Below are 15964 nucleotides of genomic sequence, written 5' to 3'. Positions count from 1 at the left end.
GTCACGGATGCAGGGAGAAACCGGCCGTTCGTCCCTGCATCCGTGACGACTCCCTGCACCGTGCACGCTTGACGGGCAGCAGAAGCCCGACGATCGGGCCGCAGAGGCCGGTCCTCCCGCCCTGGCCGGTCCTCCCGCCCTGGCCGCCTATCGCCCGCTGCCGGTGATCACGCCCTCCTTGACGTACCGCTGCGCCGCGAGCACCAGCACGAGCGCTGGCAGACTGGCGATCAGGGATGCCGCCATGGTCGCCGCCCAGGTGTTCAGGTTCGAGTTCGCGAGCGCGTAGATGAACACCGTCACCGGGTACATGTCGGTCTTGGTGACCAGCGTGAGCCCGAACAGCAGGTCGCCCCACGAGAACAGGAACGTGAAGACGCCTGCCGTGATGATCGCGTTGCGTGACAGCGGTACGACGACGCGCCACAGCGCCCCGAGCGGACCGAGCCCGTCGAGGGTCGCCGCCTCGATCACCTCGGTGTCGAGGCGCAGCATGAACGAGCGGAGCAGGATGATCGCGAACGGGATGCCGGCGGTGGAGTTCGCCAGGATGAGCCCGATGTAGCTGTTGAGCACGCCCCAGGTGTTGAACATCGCATAGAACGAGTTCGCCAGCACGATGCTCGGGATCATCTGCGCCAGCAGCAGCAGGACGAGTCCGAGGCTCACCGCGCGCGAACGCAGCCGGCTCAGGGCGTACGCGGCCGGCACGGCCACGATCAGCGTGAGCAGCACCGAGCCGAACGCCGTGATCAGGCTGACCCGCAATCCCTCGAGGCCGCCGTTCTCGAAGGCATCGACGTAGCCGTCGATGGCGGCCTTCGAGGGGAACCATGCGGTGTCGGTCGAGTTCGCGCCGGGCTGGAGGGACGCCGAGACCATCCAGTACACGGGGAACAGGTAGACGATCAGGATCGCGACGGTGAGGATCGTCCAGAACCAGCCGCGTGGGCGGCGTCGGGCGTGCGGGGTCATCGCTCGGCACGCTCCCGCCGCGCCGACAGCCAGGTGTAGACGATCGCGAAGCCGAGGCTGATGACCAGCAGCAGCATCCCGTAGGCACCGGCCTGTCCGAACTCGAAGGTCGTGAACGCCGCCCGGTACGACAGCACGCCGAGCGTCATGGTGCTGTTGGCCGGGCCGCCCTGCGTGAGCGCGAGCACGAGGTCGACGATGAGCAGGTTGAACACCACACTCATCACGACCAGCACCGAGATCACCGGCCAGATGCTCGGGATGATGATGTGCCACAGCCGCTTGCCGGCACCGGCGCCGTCGAGCGAGGCCGCTTCGAGGTGCTCGGCCGGCACCTGCTTGAGCGCAGCGGCGAGGATCGTCGACCAGTACGGCAGGCTCGCCCACACGGCCACGATGATCACGCAGGCGAGCGCGGTCGTCGGGTCGGCCAGCCACGCGTTGCTCGGCAGCCCGAGGGTGCGGAGGATGTCGTTGATCGCGCCGTCACCGGCGAGCAGCGACTTCCAGATCGTCGCGACCACGACCGCCGGCAGCAGCCACGGGATCAGGATGAGCGCGGGGAGCCAGCGGCTGCCGGGGAAGCGCCGTGTGAACAGCAGCGCGAGTCCGAGCCCGATCACGAGCTCTGCGCTGACGGCGACCACGGTGATCGTGAGCGTGTTCACGATCGCGATGCCGGTCGCGTCGGCGCGGAAGATGTCGAGGAAGTTCTGGAACCCGACGAACGGGGCCTCGCCGGTGATGAAGGTGCCGGTCGTGAAGTCGGTCGTGCTCATGAACACGCCGTACCCGAGCGGGAACAGGAAGAACACGGCGAAGAACAGGATCGCCGGGACGAGGAACGCCCACAGCTCCACGTTCCGCCGCCGGACGAGGGTCAGGCCGAAGCGGCCGGAGACGGTGGTCTCCGGCCGCTTCGGCGCCGCTGTGACTGCGGTCATCAGCCCTGGTCGGCCTTGCTCAACGCTTCCTCGGCGCTCACGCCGTTGACGGTCGCGTTCTGCAGCGCGTCGACGTACTTCTGCTGCAGGGCGTTCCATTCGGTGCCGAGGGATGCCGGGTTGAAGGCGTTCTCGACGGGGGTGACAAAGGCCTCTGCCGCCGGCACCTCGGAGACGAACGCGTCCTGCGCTGAGGTCAGCGCCGGCACGTAGCCGCCCTGCACCGCGGTGTCGATCTGGTTCTCTTCCGCTGTGCGGCACTCGACGAGCGCTGCCGCCGCCTTCTCGCGCTTCTCGTCGGCCTGCACGGCGACGCCGTAACCGTAGCCGAGGAGTCCGACGCTGCTGGTGTCAGCGCTGGTGGCCGCCGGGATCGGGAAGGTGCCGTACTCGAAGCCGAGGCTCGTGTCGACGAGGTTCCAGGGGCCGGAGACCGTGATCGCGGCCTTGCCGGACTTCCACTGGTCGATGCCGTCCCAGCCCCAGTTCACGAACTCCTTCGACAGGCTGCCGTCGGCGACGAGGGTCTTGTAGAGGTCGATCGCGGCGGCCGCACCGTCGCTGGTCACCTCGGCGGGGTCGCCACCGGCGCTGAGCAGGAACGGCAGGAAGTACGAGGAGGTCGAGCCGTCACCGGCGATGCCAGGCAGCGCGATGCCGTAGTGCTCGGCGTTCGTGGTGGCCTTGGCCGCAGCGATGAGCTCGTCGAAGGTGGTGGGGAGCTCGGTGATGCCGGCCGCGTCGAAGATCTCCTTGTTGTAGAAGACCGAGTAGTCCTCGACCTGCACCGGGAGCGCGAAGAGCGTGCCGTCGTACTGGCCGAGGTCGGCGACCGAGTCGGCGAGGCCGTCGGTGGTCAGTCCCAGCTCGCCGAGGTCGGCGAGCACGCCCTGCGCCGCCAGCTGCGGCAGCTGCGTGTCGGTGTTCAGCAGCGCGACATCGGGCAGCGACTTCGAGCTCGCGGCCTGCAGCAGGCTGGTCGTGTAGTCACCGGACAGCGTCTGCACGTCGACCGTGATGCCGAGATCTGCGGCGCACTGCTCGAAGTACTCCTTCTGCAGCGTCTGGTACGGGTCGAAGTCGATGTTGTTCCAGACGGTCAGCTCGACGCCCTCGAAGCCGGCGTCGCCGTCGGATTCGGCCGGTGCGGTCGAGCCGGCGCAGCCGGCGAGGAGGATGACGGTCGCGAGTCCGGCGGAGGCGGAGAGAGCGACGCGGGACGGGCGCGTTCGGAGGATGCTCATGAGGGCGGGGGGTCCTTAGCTCGACCGGGCTGTGACCGATCGTCGGGAGAAGGGCGGCGGATGCCGTGGCATGAGTCTCGTGGACGCGCGCCCGGGCGTGTTCGTTCGCGGAAACATGACGAAATGATCTGACGCACATCGTCGTAATGAGACGCGCGGCTAGCATCGGTGGATGACGGCTCAGCGCATTCTCTTCATCGGCGGCAGCGGCGTGATCAGCGCGGCCTCGGTCACCAGGGCGGTCGCGCTCGGGCACCAGGTCACGGTCCTCAACCGCGGGCGGTCGCACGAGCGTCCGCTGCCCGACTCGGTCGAGGTTCTCCAGGCCGATGTGCATGACGATGCGGCGGTGCGCAGCGTGCTGGGGGACCGGGAGTTCGACGTCGTCGCCCAGTTCACCGCGTTCACGCCGGCGCACGTGCAAGCCGACATCGATCGGTTCGCCGGCCGCGTCGGGCAGTACGTGTTCATCAGCTCCGCCGCGGCCTACCAGAAGCCGCCGCTGCGATACCCGATCACGGAGTCGACCCCGCTGCGCAACCCGTTCTCGGCGTACGCGAGAGACAAGATCGCATGCGAAGACCTGCTCACGGCTGCGTATCGCGAGCACGCCTTCCCGGTGACCGTGGTGCGCCCGTCGCACACCTACGACCACACCCGGCTGCCGACGCTCGGGCAGTGGAACGACATCGCCAGGATGCGCGAGGGGCGGCCGGTCGTCGTGCACGGCGACGGCACGACACCGTGGACGATCACGCACACCACCGACTTCGCCGTCGGGTTCGTCGGACTGTTCGGACGGCGCGATGTCATCGGCGACACGTTCCACATCACCGGCGATCACGCCCCGACCTGGGACCAGATCACCACCTGGCTCGGGGAGGCAGCCGGCGTGCAGGCCGACCTCGTGCACGTGCCGTCGGAAGTGATCGCGCGCGTCAAGCCGGAATGGTCAGCCGACCTGTTCGGCGACCGGATGCACCCGATGGTGTTCGACAACACGAAGATCCGCACCCTCATCCCTGAGTTCCGCCCCATCGTGCCGTTCTGGATCGGCGCGCAGGAGATCATCGCCCACCACGATGCGACGCCGGCGCTGCAGGTCGTCGATGCGCAGCTCGACGCGGACCTGGATCGGATGATCGCGGCCGTCCGCGGGTGACGTCGCTTCGACGGGCTCAGCGACCCAGTCGGGCCTCGCCTCTGCGTCCCTGAGCCCGCCTTGGGTCCCTGAGCGTGTCGAAGGGTGGCGGCGTCAGCGCCGCCGAGCGCCGGCGGGGTGGTCGGCGCCGAGCACATCGGAGCCGTCGGTGCGCAGCCGCGAGCGAAGCGTGCCAGAGTCGGGGAACCCGCCGAACAGTCCGCGCTCGCGCAGCTTCGGCGCGAGCAGCTCGCTGAAGTCGTCGAGCGTGCCAGGGGAGAGGAACTGGTGCAGCAGGAAGCCGTCGACCCCGGACTCGTCGACGAACTCCTCGATGTTCGCCGCGACCTCATCCGGCGTGCCGATGTAGCGGTCGTCGGCGAAGGCCGTCACCGAGGCGAACCGCGCCCGCACATCGCCAGCGGTGAGCGGCGGAGCATCCGTCCTCGTCTCCTTCGTCTGCGTGTGCGTGGTGCTCTGCTTGGCGATCGGCTCGTCGTCGGCATAGGTGCTGAAGTCGATGCCGCTCCACCCCGCGTACGCGGCGAGCTGGGCGTCGGCGTTATAGTGCGCCTGGTAGCCGTCGAGCTTCTCCTGCACCTCGACGCGGGTGCGGGCGATCACCGGGTTCATGCCGACCACGGCGCGGATCTGCTCCGGGTCGCGACCGAGCTCGGCCGCACGGGCACGGATGCCGGCGAGCCCCGCCTTGATCGCCTGCGGGTCGGAGTCGCCGACGAAGATGAGCTCGGCGTGCCTGGCGGCGAACTCGCGGCCGCGTGGCGACCAGCCGGCCTGGATCAGGTAGGGCGTGCGCTGCGGCGAGGGGATGCTGAGGTGCGGACCGGCGACCGTGAAGTGCGTGCCCTCGTGGTCGATCCGGTGCACCTTCGAGGGGTCGGCGAACAGACGCTGCGCTCTGCTGCCGACGAAGGCGCCCGGCTCCCAGCTGCGCTCCCACAGGTCGTAGACGACCTCGAGGAACTCGTCTGCGCGGTCGTACCGGCTGTCGTGCGCCATCACGTCGAGCCCGAAGTTCGCGGCGGCACCGGGGAGGTACGAGGTGACGATGTTCCAGGCGATACGGCCGGCGGTGAGGTGGTCGAGCGTGCTGAAGCGGCGCGCGTGCGCGAAGGGGTGCTCATAGGTGGTCGACACGGTCGCGCCGAAGGCGATGCGCTCGGTGACGGCGGCCAGTGCGGGGATGTGCATGAGCGGATCGTGCGCCGGCAGCTCGACACCCCACTCCAGGGCAGTCGCGGCGCCACCTCGATAGGTGTCGTACAGCCCGAGCACGTCGCCGAAGAAGAACAGGTCGAAGCCGGCATCCTCCGCCCGTCGTCCGAGGTCGAGCCAGTACTTCAGCGAGGTCGCGCCGAGTCGCTCGTCGGCCGGGTGCGTCCACAGGCTCACGGCGCCGGAGCCGTTGCCCACGCACGCCTGCTCGTAGAGCCCGTACATCAGGGGACGTCGTTCGCTCATCGGTTCGCTCCGTTCGTGAGGGCGGTGGTCCACAGCGTGCGTCCGTCGACGATGGTGGCGACCGCCGCCGGGGCATTCTCGACGAGTTCGGCCAGGGCGTCGCGCGGGTCTGCCGAGGCGACGTCGAACACCGCGAGGTCGGCTCGCGCGTCGGCGGCGAGGAAGCCGCTCGGTGCTGGGCCGCTGCCGAGACCGAGTCCGAGCGCGCGGGCACCGCCGGCCGTGGCCGCGTGCAGCAGTCTGGCGTGCAGGTCGTCGCCCGTGTACCCCTGCGCCTGGGCCAGGCGGTGCAGCTCGGCGACGTCGTCGAGCACGTGCAGCGACGGCGACGACGACAGCGAATCGGTGCCGACGCCGATCGGGTTGCCCTCATGCAGGTACGCGGCGATCGGCGGCGCGTCCAGTCCGATCACGGCATTCGACCGCGGGCACAGCGCCACCGAGACGCCGCGTTCGCGCAGGAGCGCGCGGTCGTCGGCGTCGACGTAGATGCCGTGCGCGAGGTGCGAGTGCGGGGTGAGCACGCCGACCGTGTCGAGGTAGTGCACGACGCCGCTGCCGGAGCCGTTGCCCGAGAGCAGCTGCATGTCGGAGTGCCCGAGCCCGCGCCAGCGATCGGCCAGCGGACCGGTGCCGAAGCGGGCAAACTCGTCTTCGGATGCCGACTCGGCGGCGTGGATGTGCAGGCGGACGCCCTGCTCCTCGGCGAGCTGCTGCAGGGAGCGGAACACGTCGGTGTCGAGCGAGTAGATCGCGTGCGGCGACAATCCGGTCGCGGGTGGCGACGGCAGTGCCTCGAGCTGGGCGAGTACCCGATCGCGGCCGTCGAGCTCCCAGGCGGCGCGCTTCCAGCCGAACACCTCCCAGAACACGATGCCGTGCAGGCCGGCGTCGTGCACCGCGCTGCCGGCTGCCGGGTCGGTGACGATCTCGGCGACCGCAGTGGTGCCGCCCTCGAGCGACAGCCGGACGCCCTCGGCTGCCGAGGCCGCCCAGTCGTGCTCGACGCGATAGCCCCGCTCGAAGGCCAGCGCCCAGGTCTCGAAGCTCGGATACGAGCCGCGGCCGACCTCGGCCATGTCGGTGTACTGCAGGTGGGTGTGCGCGTTCACGAGCCCTGGCGTGAGGGCACCGTCCCACTCATGGCGCTCGCCGACGGCATCGCCGAGTTCGGCGGTCAGGACGTCGTGCGTCCCCACGGCGACGATGCGGCCATCGCGCACGGCGACGGCGCCGTCGGCGATCGGCGGGGTGGCGACGGGGAGCACGGTGCGCGCGCGGTGGAGGGTGATGCTGCTCATGCGGATCCGGTCTGTTCGGGTTCGACGGGTCGGGTGCTGACTGGTCGAGGGTCAGGGGGTGATGTCGCGCGGGCGCCACGACGTCAGGTAGTCGCGCTGCTCGGTCGAGACGGTATCCAGTCCGCCGCCGAAGGCGCGCAGCGCGAGCGCCGCGACGCGGTCGTCGGCCGCGGCGGGCAGGATGTGCACGGTCGGCGTGAGGGTGCCGCGCGATGCGAGCAGGTGGTCGACCGCCGCGAGCTGCACGCCGAACGACAGGTCCATCACCTGGATCGGGTTGCCCTCTGCCGCGCTCACATTGATGCAGTGGCCGTCGTCGAGCACGCGGATGCTGCGCCCGTTCGACAGCCGCAGCATCGAGACGGCGCCGACCCGCGAGGTCTCCACTGCACCGGCCTCGCGGGCGTGCAGCAGCGAGATCTCCTGGAACGCGCCGCCGCCGACCGCGACGGCAGCGCCGTCCGGCAGGCGTTCGAGGTGCTCGAGCGCCACGGTGTGGGCGATCCCGGTCGTCGAGATGAGCACGTCGGCGTGGGCCGCGGCATCCGACAGCGTCTCGACCGCGTAGCCGGCGAACGCCGCCTGCAACGCTGCGACCGGATCGACCTCGGCGACCGTGACGTGCGCGCCGAGCGCCGCCGCGTGCCTGGCGATGCCGCTGCCGACGCGGCCGAAGCCGGCGACCACGACCTCGGTGCCGGCCCAGGGCCGGTCGAGCAGGTCGGCGATCGCCAGCACGACGGACTGGCCGGTGCCGTGCGCGTTGTCGAACAGCGACTTCGTGCGGGCGTCGTTCGCGGCGACGATCGGGATGCGCAGCTCGCCGAGTCGCGCCATGGTGCGCAGCGGGCGGACGCCGCTCGTGGTCTGCTCGGTCGCACCGGCCATCGCGGGCAGGATGCCTGGACGCTCGGTGTGCGCGAGCCGGATCGTCGCCGCACCGTCGTCGACGATCACCTCGGGGTGGTGGTCGAGGAGTGCGAGCACGTTGTCGCGGTCGTCCGTCTCGGAGGCGTTCCGCTGCGCGTAGGTGGGGATGCCGGCGCGCACGAGGGCCGCGGCCACCGCGTCGTCGGTGTCGCGCCCGACGCACGACACCGCGACATCGGCGCCTGCCTCGGCGAGCAGCAGGGCGACCGTCGCGGTCTTCGGCTCCAGCACGTCGGAGACGGCGATGCGGATGCCGCGGACGCGCCCCGACTCCGCGAGCTCGGCGGCGATCGCGGTCGTCGCAGGCATGAACTCCCGCGCCCAGGCGATGCGCTCAGCGCCCTCGCGCCAGAGCCTCGGGTCGGCGATCCGCCCGGTCATGAGAGCTCCAGCTCGGCGAGCGCGCTGTCTGCGTCATCGGTGTGCGCCCGCAGGATCGACAGCGCGACGAGCAGATCGGCGATGCGGCCGGGGCCGCCGTCGGCCGCCGTGAACGACTCCGGCGGGTCCACGAGCCAGGAGCGGGGAGCGAGGCGCTGCACGAACGGACGCACGGTCTCGCCGGATGCCGGGATGAGCCCCGTCCCGTCGAGCGACGCGTCGATCGCGACCCCCGACCGGGCTGCCGGATCGACGCGAGCGTGTCCTTCGCCGGTCGTGATCAGGAGGTCGGCAGCAGGCAGGGAACCGGATGCCGTCAAGGTGCGAGTGCCCGCGAGGTGCGCCCGCAGTCGCGCGACGGGGGCGTCGATCGCGCGGATGATCCGGGAGCCGCCGGCGGAGAGCGAGGCGGCGATCGTCTCGGCGATCTGCCCGTCGCCGACCACGAGCGCGGTCGCTGCGGGGAGCACCAGGTTCGTGCGTCCGGCGAGGGCGCGGACGACCTGCTCGGAGCGAGCGTGCGCGAGCAGCGCGGAGAACGCCTGCCCGTCGCGCGGGTCGGGCGCGGTGTCGTCTGCGACGACCGTCACGTTCCAGAACGTGCTCGCCGCATCAGCCACGACAGCGGGCAGCCCGGGGAAGCGCCAGCCGATCGTACGAGGCTCGGTCGAGGGGTGCGCGGATGCCGCGGCGGCGGCGAGCGGGAAGCCGGCGGGCGGAGCATCCGCGGCTCGCGAGGGGACTGCGATCACGCTGGTGACGCTACGCGCTCGCGCTCACGGGATGCCGGTCTGTGACCTCTCATGACGCCCGGGCGCGCGCGAGACGCACGCGTTGTCTAGCGTCGGGGCAATGAGCCACGGCATCCCTCCCGAATCCGTCCCGCACGAGGTGCTCGAGCCGGTGTACGACTGGACCGACTTCGGCTTCGACACCCGCCAGGTGCACGCCGGCGAGTTCGACGAGCCCGCGTACGGCTCGCGCACCGCGCCGATCTACCTGAGCGCCGCGTTCCGCTTCGACTCGTTCGACGAGAGCACCCGTCGCTTCGGTGGCGAGGACGGGCAGATCTACTCGCGCAACCTCAACCCGACGAACGGCGTCGCCGAGCGGCGCATCGCCGCACTCGAGGGCGGCGTCGGCGCGATCGTGGTGGGGTCAGGGCAGGCCGCGATCAGCGCGGCGATCCTCTCGATCGTCGGCAACGGCGACCGATTCGTGTCGACCGCGAGCATCTACAGCGGCACCCGCATCCTGTTCGGCCGGTCGTTCGCGCGCTTCGGCGTCGGCGTCGACTACGTGTGGGACCCAACCGACGAGGCCGAGTGGGAGGCCGCGATCGGGCCGGACACCAAGGCGATCTTCACCGAGACGATCCCGAACCCGAAGAACGACGTGGTCGACATCGCCGCGGTCGCCCGCATCGCCGAGCGTCACGGCATCCCGCTCATCGTCGACAACACGATCGGCACGCCCTACCTCGTCCGCCCGATCGAGCAGGGTGCGCACATCGTGGTGCACTCCGGCACGAAGTTCCTCACCGGACACGGCGCCGCGATCTCGGGCATCGTCGTCGACGGCGGCACCTTCGACTGGGCGGGCAGCCCGCGCGACTTCTCGGGCATCACGGCATCCCCGGCTCCCGGTGTGCCATCCGCCCTCGAGGCGCACGGCCCTCGTGCGTACGAGCAGTTCGTTCGCGGCGGCATCGTGAACGACCTCGGACCGGCGCTCTCGCCGTTCCACGCGTTCCTCCTGCAGCAGGGCATCGAGACGCTGTCGCTGCGGATGGAGCGGCACGTCTCGAACTCCAGAGCGATCGCCGAGTTCCTGGCGCAGCATCCGGCCGTCGAATACGTCGACTACGCCGGACTCCCGGGGCATCCGCAGCACGAGGTCGCGCAGCGCACCCTCGACGGACGCTCCGGATCGGTCTTCGCCGTCACGGTGCGCGGCGGTCGTGCCGGCGCCGAGGTGTTCATCGATAGCCTGCGCGTGTTCAGCCGCATGACGAACATCGGCGACGTGCGCTCGATGGCACTGCACCCGGCGACCACCACGCATCTCTCCTTCACGCCGGAGCTGCGCGCGCAGCTCGGCATCGACGACGGGCTGGTTCGCCTCTCGGTCGGCATCGAGACCGTCGCCGATCTCATCGCCGACCTCGACAGTGCGCTCGCCGCGGTCACCGCGCACCTCGACGGCGCTGCAGGCACGGAGGCGGCGTCATGACCGCCCGCAGCCAGTGGACCGGCGTCGCCACCCGCGAGGAGCACGCGCACTGGCGGCAGGTCGCGCAGGACGTCGCGGCCGAGCTCGCTGTCGACGTGCTGGAGCGCGAGAGGGCCGGCGCCGTGCCACGGGCGGAGTCCGCGCTGCTGCAGCGCTCAGGGCTCACGACACTGCTCGACCCCGCAGAGTTCGGCGGCGGCGGCGGACACTGGTCGTCGGCGTTCATCGCGGTGCGCGAGATCGCCAGGGTGGATGCCGGCATCGCCCAGCTGCTCGGCTACCACTACGCGAACTCGGCCACGATCGCGCTGGTCGCAGATGCCGCCGATCGCGAGGACTGGTTCCGACGCAGCATCCGGAGCACCTGGCTGTGGGGCGACTCGGTCAATCCGGTCGACCCGACGCTGAGCCTCACACCAGACGGCGACGGCTTCCGCCTCGTCGGCACCAAGCGCTTCTCGACGGGGTCCTCGGTCGGCGATGTGATCCTCGTGAACGCCGTGGTCGACTCGGGTCCGGATGCCGGACGCTTCGCGTTCCTGGTGCTGCCGGCCGGACACCCGGGCGTCGAGGTGCAGGACGACTGGGACTTCCTCGGGCAGCGCCTCTCGGCGAGCAACACCGTTCGCTTCGACGACGTGCCCGTCGGCCCAGAGCACCTGCTCGGCTACGGCACCGACGAGTGGTTCCAGGCGCTGCTCACCCCGGCGGTGCAGCTCATGTTCGGCAACCTCTACCTCGGCATTGCGCAGGGTGCGCTCGACCAGGCACGCGCGCTGACGAACGCGCGGCCGAACGCATGGTTCCTGAGCTCGGCCGAGAAGTACCGCGACGACCCCTTCGTGCAGCGCCTCTACGGTGAGCTCGTGGCGCAGGTCGCCGCGATCGAGGCCCTCGCCGACCGGGTGAACGAGGAGTACGACGCAGTCGTCGCGCGCGGCGCCGAGGTCGACGAGCGGGCGCGCGGCGACATCGCGATCCGGGTCGCGCAGCTCAAGGTCGTCTCGAGCGACACGGCCGTCGACGTCGCGAACCGCGTGTTCGAGGCGACGGGGTCGAGCTCGACCGCAGCCAAGCACGGGCTCGATGCGCACTGGCGCAACGTCCGCACGCACTCGCTGCACGACCCGATCGACTACAAGAAGCTCGAGGTCGGAGCGGACTTCCTGCTCGGCACGAGGCAGCCGCTCTCGCTCTACACCTGACCCGGGCGCCGCAGCGCCGGTTCCGGTCGCGGTTCCTGCCGCCTCTCGGGGCCTGGGGCGGCGTCGACTGCGACCGGAGCCGCAGCGGGTGCTGGGACGGCTGCGTCGACGGGCTCAGCACCCCAGGGGGCGCCTGAGCTGGGTCCCTGAGCCTGTCGAAGGGGCCGCAGGGTCAGCGGGCTTCGAGCTCGTGCAGCCGGGTCCAGAAGTGGTGCAGGCCGTGCTCGGTGAGGGTGCTGGAGGCGCCGAGGGTCTCGAACAGGGCGCGCACGGCCTCACGCGCCAGCGGAGCGAGGCCAGCGGCGATCAGCTCGGCGTCCTCGACGGATGCTGCGCCTGACGCTGCCCGCTGCACCAGCGAGTCGGCGGCGGCGGATGCCACGGCCGAGCGCGCTGCGGCATCCGCGAGCACCCGGAGGAACTGCGGATCGTCGGCCGCCCGCTCGGTGTTGCCGTGCTGCTGCCGACGCGTGCGCGCCGCGGTCTGCGCCACACCCGTCTCGGTGACCTCGGCGATCAGCTCGGCGTGATCCAGCACCAGGCCGAGCGCCCGTGCTCCGGCGCCGTCGTTCCACGGAGCGCCGAGCGCGGCGGCGCGCGAACGGACTGGCGTGACGGGAGCGGTGTCGACGGGCATGATTCTCCTCGGCGCGGACGCGCGGAATACGGGTCCGTGCGGATCGGGTGCGGAAGCTCCGACTGTACCGAACAGCATCCGATCCTGCCGTCATGCGCGTTCACATGGGCGCCCGCACCGAGTGACGCTGGCTACGCTGAAGAGCATGACCTCCCGTCCGTTCGGCTCCCTCGATTGGGCGCGGAGAACCCCCGGCATCCCCGAGCTCCTCGACCAGATCCGTCAGGCGAGCATCGCCGATGCCCCTGAGCTCCCGAAGAGCTTCTTCACCCGCCTCGCCGCTGCCGGTTTCGGCCGCATCCGTGTCCCGGTCGCCGAGGGCGGACTCGGCGGCGATGTGCTCGACCTGCTCGACGCGATCGTCGCGATCGCCGCGGCAGACTCGAATCTCGCGCAGAGCTGGCGCACCCACGTGCTCGCGACCGAGCGGCACGTGAAGGCGCCCGCCGGACCGCTGCGCGACCGGTGGATCGCCAGGGTCGCCGCCGGCGAGATCATCGGCGGGGGGTGGACCGAGGCAGACGGCTCGGGCCCGAGCGTCTTCACCACGCGCCTCTCGACCGAGAGCGGAGCGCCGACACTGACCGGCCGCAAGTTCTACTCGACCGGCAGCCGGTACGCCGACTGGCTCGAGTACAGCGCGGTCGATGATGCGGGTGAGCTCGTGATCGCAGCCCTGCGCACGACCGCTCCCGGTGTCACCCTGCTCGACGACTGGACCGGGTTCGGACAGCGCGCCACCGCCAGCGGCACGACCGTGCTCGACGGCGCTCCGGTCGACCCGGACGACGTCGCGCCGTTCGACACGCAGCACCTCGGCACTCCCGGGTGGCAGCAGCTCATCCTGCTCGCGGTGCTCGTCGGCATCGGCGAGGCCACGCGCGCCGCCGCTGCCGACCTCGTCGCACGCATCGACCGCGCCCACGGCGGATCGCCGATCCTGGTGCTCGAGGGGTACGGCCGCATCAGTGCGCTCGCCGCCTCGTCGCACGCCTCGCTCGGCCAGATCGGGCGTCTGAGCGAGATCGCGCACCAGGCGATCATCGCGGGGGATGCGGATGCCGCCGAGCTCGCCGACGACGCGGTCAACGCCGTGTTCCAGGCGCAGGCCGTGATCGTGGAGCAGACCATCGAGGCCGCCGACCGGCTGATGACGCTGCCCTCGTTCCTCGACGACAACGCCGAGGCCGCCGACCTGCGGAGCACGCTGCGGCTCGACCGCTTCTGGCGGAACGCCCAGACCCTCTCGACGCACAACCCGGTGCTGCACCGGCTCCGTGCGATCGCAGACCGGGAGCTGTACGCGCTCGACCGGATCGCCGAGCCAGGAGAACGGGCCGCCGCCGTCCAGAAGGCGATCGCCGACGGCATCCGTCCGCTGACCGTCCTCCGTGTCGATCCGGCGCTCGCCGCCAGGCTCACGGCAGACCCGCGCGCCCTCGACCAGGTCGCCGCGGCGTTCCGCGACCGCGAGCCGGCACTGTTCCAGTTCGATGAGCGGCCCGGCGCCCACTTCGACGCCGCCGTCGCGATCGCGACGCTGCTGCACCGGCTGCCCACCGCCTGGTTCGCGATCGGCACGGCCGATCTCACCGTCACCGGGCACCCGTACAACCTGGCGCGCCGCATCGCCTCGCTCGAGCAGCTCTCGGGAGGGCGCACGGCCTGGGTGCTCGACGACGGCGCCACCGAGGACGGTTTCGTCGAGAGTGAATCCGAGCGCGACCGCATCCGCGTCGTGCAGCAGCTGCTGCGCAGCTGGCCGCTCGAGAGCATCGCCGCCGATGCGTCGGCCGAGCACTTCTCGCAGGTCGAGCGCATCCGCCGCATCAACGCCGAGGGTGCGTTTCCGACCGCCGGGCCGCTGAACGTGCCGAGCAGCCCGCAGCAGCTTCCCGTCACGGTGTCGTCGCGGCGCTTCGACGACGTGCACCGCTTCGTCGACCTGCTCGTGCGCGGCGACGCCTGGGTGCTGCCGTACGCTGACGCCGCCGGTCACGTGCTCGCCGCTGGACACGTGGTCGCCGATGTCGACGGACTGCTCGCGATCGCGGCATCCCTTCCGGCCGCCGAGACCACCACCCCGCAGACCCTGCGCGCGCGACTGCAGCTCCCCGTGCCGGCACTGTACGAGCTGCCGGGAGCATCCGCCCGCTTCGAGCGCGGCAGCGACACGGAGGCATCATGACCGACGACCAGCGACTGCTCACGGTCAACATCAACGTGCTCGGCGTCGGGCAGCGTCCAGCCGCCTGGCGTGCGCCCGACATCCGTCCCGATGCGATCGTCGACCTCGCGCACTGGCAGGAGGTCGCCCGCATCGCGGAGCGCGGCCTGGTCGACGCGATCTTCCTCGCCGACCGTCCGGCGATCACCGATCCGCGCAGCCGTCCGGTGCAGTACCTCGACCCCGGCGTGCTCGTGCCGGCCATGGCCGCGGCCACCGAGCACCTCGGCTTCGTCGCGACGGCCTCGACCACACTGAACGAGCCGGTCGAGCTCGCCCGGCGCCTCTGGGCGCTGCACACCGCGACCGGCGGACGCTTCGCCTGGAACGCGGTGACCAGCTGGGACCCGGAGGCCGTGCGCAACTTCGGCATCTCCGAGCTGCCGGAGCGCGCGGTGCGATACGCCCGTGCCGAGGAGTTCGTGACGGTGGTCAAGCGCCTGTGGGAGACCGCCGGCACTGCCGATCTGGTCGAGCACGACGGCTCGTTCTCGGTGCGTGCAGGGCTCGAGATGGAGCACCTCGTGGCTGACCGTCCGGCGATCGTCCAGGCCGGCGGATCGGAGCCCGGCTGGCGTCTGGCAGGCCTCGTCGCCGATGGCGTCTACTCGGTCGACCACGACCCGGCATCAGCTGCCGAGCACCGGCAGAAGATCCGCGGCTATGCGGTCGAAGCCGGACGATCGGCCGATGACGTGCGGGTGTTCCCCGGGCTCGCCGTCGTGATCGGCAGCACCGAGCAGGAGGCCTGGGATCGCTTCGATCACTGGGAGCACCTGGCGCCGGCGACGTACAGTCTCAACGAGCTGTCGAAGGCGCTCGGCGCGGACTTCTCGGGCCTCGACATCGACGAGCAGGTTCCCGAGCAGCTGCTGCTCGACGCGGAGCAGCAGGATGCCGGGTGGTCGACCGCCTACCGACGCGTGCTCGTCGAGCGGATCCGCGCAGAGCGCCCGACCGTGCGACGCCTGCTGCGCGACTTCGGCGGCTACGGCCAGCGGTTCCTCGCCGGGACGCCCGAGCAGATCGCCGACACCATGGAGGCCTGGTTCCGCAGCGGTTCAGCCGACGGCTTCAACATCATGCTCGACCTGTTCCCCTCCGGGCTGACCGACTTCGTCGATCAGGTCGTGCCCGAGCTGCAGCGCCGCGGCATCTTCCGTCGCGAGTACGGCCAGGGCGGCATCCTGGAGCGCTTCCGCCGACCCTGAGCTCGGTGGCGTCGGGCCCCTCGACAGGCTCAGGGGGCCGCGCCCGGCTGGGTC

The 15964-nt window shown here is 71.0% G+C and carries 13 protein-coding genes; 5 read left to right on the top strand and 8 right to left on the bottom strand.

The features are described from left to right. Positions 1 to 147: 147 nt before the first annotated feature. From V7Z82_RS07170 to V7Z82_RS07160, 3 genes are read right to left on the bottom strand one after another with little or no spacing between them, the layout of a single operon-like run. On the bottom strand, positions 148 to 975 hold the full coding sequence (locus tag V7Z82_RS07170) for a carbohydrate ABC transporter permease (protein ID WP_334149537.1): 828 nt from the start codon (positions 973 to 975) through the stop codon (positions 148 to 150). Next, on the bottom strand, positions 972 to 1919 hold the full coding sequence (locus V7Z82_RS07165; RefSeq protein WP_334149535.1) for a carbohydrate ABC transporter permease: 948 nt from the start codon (positions 1917 to 1919) through the stop codon (positions 972 to 974). Before V7Z82_RS07165 ends, V7Z82_RS07170 begins: the two co-directional genes overlap by 4 nt. Continuing rightward, a complete protein-coding gene (locus V7Z82_RS07160) occupies positions 1919 to 3163 on the bottom strand; it encodes a sugar ABC transporter substrate-binding protein (protein ID WP_334149533.1) in 1245 nt (414 codons plus the stop codon). The genes V7Z82_RS07165 and V7Z82_RS07160 overlap by 1 nt, the downstream gene beginning before the upstream one ends. Before the next feature lie 172 nt (positions 3164 to 3335). On the opposite strand from V7Z82_RS07160, the gene V7Z82_RS07155 reads away from it, so the two are divergent. After that, positions 3336 to 4325, top strand: a complete 990-nt coding sequence (locus V7Z82_RS07155; RefSeq protein WP_334149531.1) for an NAD-dependent epimerase/dehydratase family protein — start codon at positions 3336 to 3338, stop codon at positions 4323 to 4325. 93 nt (positions 4326 to 4418) lie between these two features. On the opposite strand, the gene V7Z82_RS07150 is transcribed toward V7Z82_RS07155, so the two are convergent. From V7Z82_RS07150 to V7Z82_RS07135, 4 genes are read right to left on the bottom strand one after another with little or no spacing between them, the layout of a single operon-like run. Further along, positions 4419 to 5786: an NtaA/DmoA family FMN-dependent monooxygenase gene (locus V7Z82_RS07150; protein ID WP_334149529.1), complete on the bottom strand. Its 1368-nt coding sequence runs from the start codon at positions 5784 to 5786 to the stop codon at positions 4419 to 4421. Further along, the gene (locus V7Z82_RS07145; RefSeq protein WP_334149527.1) at positions 5783 to 7087 is read right to left on the bottom strand and encodes an amidohydrolase family protein; all 1305 of its coding nucleotides are present in this window, start codon (positions 7085 to 7087) and stop codon (positions 5783 to 5785) included. Before V7Z82_RS07145 ends, V7Z82_RS07150 begins: the two co-directional genes overlap by 4 nt. Before the next feature lie 51 nt (positions 7088 to 7138). Then, complete coding sequence (locus V7Z82_RS07140) at positions 7139 to 8398, bottom strand: adenosylhomocysteinase (RefSeq protein WP_334149524.1); 1260 nt, start codon at positions 8396 to 8398, stop codon at positions 7139 to 7141. Further along, a complete protein-coding gene (locus tag V7Z82_RS07135) occupies positions 8395 to 9150 on the bottom strand; it encodes a hypothetical protein (protein ID WP_334149521.1) in 756 nt (251 codons plus the stop codon). The genes V7Z82_RS07140 and V7Z82_RS07135 overlap by 4 nt, the downstream gene beginning before the upstream one ends. 100 nt (positions 9151 to 9250) lie before the next feature. Here V7Z82_RS07135 and V7Z82_RS07130 point away from each other — a divergent pair, with 100 nt between their 5' ends. Together V7Z82_RS07130 and V7Z82_RS07125 are read left to right on the top strand one after the other, a co-directional pair. Further along, complete coding sequence (locus V7Z82_RS07130) at positions 9251 to 10630, top strand: O-acetylhomoserine aminocarboxypropyltransferase/cysteine synthase family protein (protein ID WP_334149519.1); 1380 nt, start codon at positions 9251 to 9253, stop codon at positions 10628 to 10630. Next, a complete protein-coding gene (locus V7Z82_RS07125) occupies positions 10627 to 11835 on the top strand; it encodes an acyl-CoA dehydrogenase family protein (RefSeq protein ID WP_334149517.1) in 1209 nt (402 codons plus the stop codon). The genes V7Z82_RS07130 and V7Z82_RS07125 overlap by 4 nt, the downstream gene beginning before the upstream one ends. 172 nt (positions 11836 to 12007) lie before the next feature. Here the strand turns inward: V7Z82_RS07125 and V7Z82_RS07120 are convergent, their stop codons facing one another. After that, on the bottom strand, positions 12008 to 12472 hold the full coding sequence (locus V7Z82_RS07120) for a hypothetical protein (RefSeq protein ID WP_334149515.1): 465 nt from the start codon (positions 12470 to 12472) through the stop codon (positions 12008 to 12010). Positions 12473 to 12617: 145 nt separating this feature from the next. Here V7Z82_RS07120 and V7Z82_RS07115 point away from each other — a divergent pair, with 145 nt between their 5' ends. Beyond that, complete coding sequence (locus V7Z82_RS07115) at positions 12618 to 14660, top strand: acyl-CoA dehydrogenase family protein (protein ID WP_334149513.1); 2043 nt, start codon at positions 12618 to 12620, stop codon at positions 14658 to 14660. After that, positions 14657 to 15910, top strand: a complete 1254-nt coding sequence (locus tag V7Z82_RS07110) for an LLM class flavin-dependent oxidoreductase (protein WP_334149511.1) — start codon at positions 14657 to 14659, stop codon at positions 15908 to 15910. Before V7Z82_RS07115 ends, V7Z82_RS07110 begins: the two co-directional genes overlap by 4 nt. Positions 15911 to 15964: the final 54 nt, after the last annotated feature.

The organism is Microbacterium sp., from assembly GCF_036823965.1.
In the GTDB taxonomy this organism is placed as follows: Bacteria; Actinomycetota; Actinomycetes; order Actinomycetales; family Microbacteriaceae; genus Microbacterium.
The sequence above is the reverse complement of the archived record's forward strand: the minus strand, read 5'-3'. Positions and strand labels throughout refer to the sequence as shown.

Bases quoted from the DNA above. Each gene is read 5' to 3' on its own strand.
- V7Z82_RS07115 (WP_334149513.1), top strand. From the start codon at position 12,618: ATGACCTCCCGTCCGTTCGGCTCCCTCGATTGGGCGCGGAGAACCCCC.
- V7Z82_RS07165 (WP_334149535.1), bottom strand. From the start codon at position 1,919: ATGACCGCAGTCACAGCGGCGCCGAAGCGGCCGGAGACCACCGTCTCC.
- V7Z82_RS07145 (WP_334149527.1), bottom strand. From the start codon at position 7,087: ATGAGCAGCATCACCCTCCACCGCGCGCGCACCGTGCTCCCCGTCGCC.
- V7Z82_RS07110 (WP_334149511.1), top strand. From the start codon at position 14,657: ATGACCGACGACCAGCGACTGCTCACGGTCAACATCAACGTGCTCGGC.
- V7Z82_RS07130 (WP_334149519.1), top strand. From the start codon at position 9,251: ATGAGCCACGGCATCCCTCCCGAATCCGTCCCGCACGAGGTGCTCGAG.
- V7Z82_RS07120 (WP_334149515.1), bottom strand. From the start codon at position 12,472: ATGCCCGTCGACACCGCTCCCGTCACGCCAGTCCGTTCGCGCGCCGCC.
- V7Z82_RS07155 (WP_334149531.1), top strand. From the start codon at position 3,336: ATGACGGCTCAGCGCATTCTCTTCATCGGCGGCAGCGGCGTGATCAGC.
- V7Z82_RS07150 (WP_334149529.1), bottom strand. From the start codon at position 5,786: ATGAGCGAACGACGTCCCCTGATGTACGGGCTCTACGAGCAGGCGTGC.
- V7Z82_RS07160 (WP_334149533.1), bottom strand. From the start codon at position 3,163: ATGAGCATCCTCCGAACGCGCCCGTCCCGCGTCGCTCTCTCCGCCTCC.
- V7Z82_RS07125 (WP_334149517.1), top strand. From the start codon at position 10,627: ATGACCGCCCGCAGCCAGTGGACCGGCGTCGCCACCCGCGAGGAGCAC.
- V7Z82_RS07140 (WP_334149524.1), bottom strand. From the start codon at position 8,398: ATGACCGGGCGGATCGCCGACCCGAGGCTCTGGCGCGAGGGCGCTGAG.
- V7Z82_RS07170 (WP_334149537.1), bottom strand. From the start codon at position 975: ATGACCCCGCACGCCCGACGCCGCCCACGCGGCTGGTTCTGGACGATC.